Below are 1532 nucleotides of genomic sequence, written 5' to 3' on the forward strand. Positions count from 1 at the left end.
CCCGGCGGTAACGTGAGTAACATTCGGCCGCATGGAAGCGCCACCGGCCGGGCCCGGCTCCCCACCCGCCGGCCCGCCCGCGCCGACCGCCGGGCTGCCCGCGCCGGCCGGTGGGCCGCGTGCGTCGGCTGACGGCCCACCCGCGCCGACCGCCGGGCCGACCAGGTCGACCGGTGCCGGCGGGGCCGGGTTGCCGCGTCGGGTGCACGCCGGCTACGCGCTCGGCTCGCTGGCCACCGGGGCGTTCGGGACCGTGCCCGGGTTGCTGCTGCTGCCCTACCTGACCGACACCCTCGGGGTGGCCGCCGGACTGGCCGCCCTGCTGGTGCTGCTGCCCAAGGCGTGGGACGTGCTGGTCAACCCGGTCGCCGGGCGCATCTCCGACCGCACCCGCTCCCGGTGGGGGCCGCGCCGGCCGTGGCTGCTCGGTGCCGGGCTCGCCCTGGCGGTGCTCTTCGCCGCCATCTTCGCCGCGCCCTTCGGCGTCGGGCCGGCCGCCGGGGCGTACGTGGCCGTCGCGTTCCTCGCCACCGCCACCGCGTTCGCCTTCTTCCAGGTCCCGTACGTGGCGATGCCCGCCGAGCTGACCGACGACGCGGGGGAGCGTACCCGGCTGATGGGCTGGCGGGTCGCGGTGCTGGCGCTGGCCATCCTGATCTCCGGCGCGGTGGCCCCGGTGGTGGTGACCGCCGGCGGCGAGGGGGTGACCGGGCACCGCTGGATGGGGGTGTTCGTCGCCGTGCTGATCGCGCTCGGCGCGCTCGGCGCGTTCCACGGCACCCGGTCGGCGGCGACCGGCACGGTGACCGCCACCGAGCCGACGCTGCGCGCCCAGCTCGCGGTGGTCGCCGCCGACCGGCCGTTCCGGGCGCTGCTGCTCTGCTTCGTCGTCCAGTCCGCCGGGGTGGCGACCGTCCTGGCCGGGGTCAGCTACTTCGCCGCCCAGATCCTGCGCGACCCGACCACCGGACCGACCGTGCTGTTCGCCTGCTTCGTCGGGCCGGCGCTGCTGGTGATGCCGCTGTGGACCCGGCTCGGCGCGCGCCTGGGCAAGAAGACCGCGCTGGTCGCCGCCTCGCTGCTGTTGGCCGCCGGGGCGGCGGCGCTGGTGGCCGCGCCGGTGCTGCCCGCCGTCGCCGTCTACGCGGTGGTCGCGCTGCTCGGCGTCGGGTACGCCGGCCAGCAGGTCTTCGCGCTGGCGCTGCTGCCCGACTGCGTGGCCGCCTCGACCGCGCGTACCGGTCGACGCCAGGCCGGTGTCTTCACCGGCCTGTGGACCGCCGGCGAAACCTTCGGTCTGGCCCTCGGCCCCGGCATCTACGGCCTGGTCCTGGCCCTCTCCGGCTACGTCTCCTCGGCCACCGGCACCGCCGCCCCCCAGACCCCCACCGCCCGCCTGGGCGTCCTCCTGGGCTTCACCCTCGTCCCCGCCCTCCTCATCGCCCCCGCCACCCTCCACCACCCCCCCCCCCCCCCCCCCCCCCCCCCCCCCCCCCCCCCCCCCCCCCCCCCCCAAGCCAAGGTTATGGCGG

The 1532-nt window shown here is 77.9% G+C and carries 1 protein-coding gene; it reads left to right on the forward strand.

The window, feature by feature from the left end; genetic code table 11:
• Positions 1-31: 31 nt before the first annotated feature.
• Positions 32-1532: MFS transporter (locus ACOJTC_RS27570; RefSeq protein WP_420119069.1), on the forward strand; the 1501-nt coding region annotated here is incomplete at its 3' end.

The sequence above is a fragment of the Micromonospora sp. genome (assembly GCF_048594385.1).
GTDB lineage: Bacteria > Actinomycetota > Actinomycetes > Mycobacteriales > Micromonosporaceae > Micromonospora > Micromonospora wenchangensis.